Genomic DNA, 283 nt, shown 5'->3' with positions numbered 1-283 from the left:
CCACAGAGTGGAGCGCGCTGCGTGAGATCGACATCTATCCGATGCTGCATCAATGGATGCACGCAGGTTTTGGTGAGCGCGGCACGACTCCGGTCGCGGCCTTCCCCATTTCGAAGATCGCTCACACGCTGGCACATCACCACGTGGAGAATGCGCGCGTCAACGAGCATCTGATTTCGATCGGCCCGAACGGAAAGCCCTATTACATTCCGCGCTCGATTCCGATTGAGCAGGTCATCGAGTACGAAGAGCGCTACACGCAGGCCGGTATCCGCGCAGACGG

The 283-nt window shown here is 59.4% G+C and carries 1 protein-coding gene; it reads left to right on the top strand.

Going from position 1 to position 283, the window contains the following annotated elements; all coding sequences use genetic code 11:
- Positions 1 to 283: hypothetical protein (locus AC1RO3_RS09130; RefSeq protein WP_481764103.1), on the top strand; the 283-nt coding region annotated here is incomplete at both ends.

The sequence above is a fragment of the Dellaglioa sp. CoH-57-MRSF-19 genome (genome assembly GCF_056781975.1).
The sequence above is the reverse complement of the archived record's forward strand: the minus strand, read 5'-3'. Positions and strand labels throughout refer to the sequence as shown.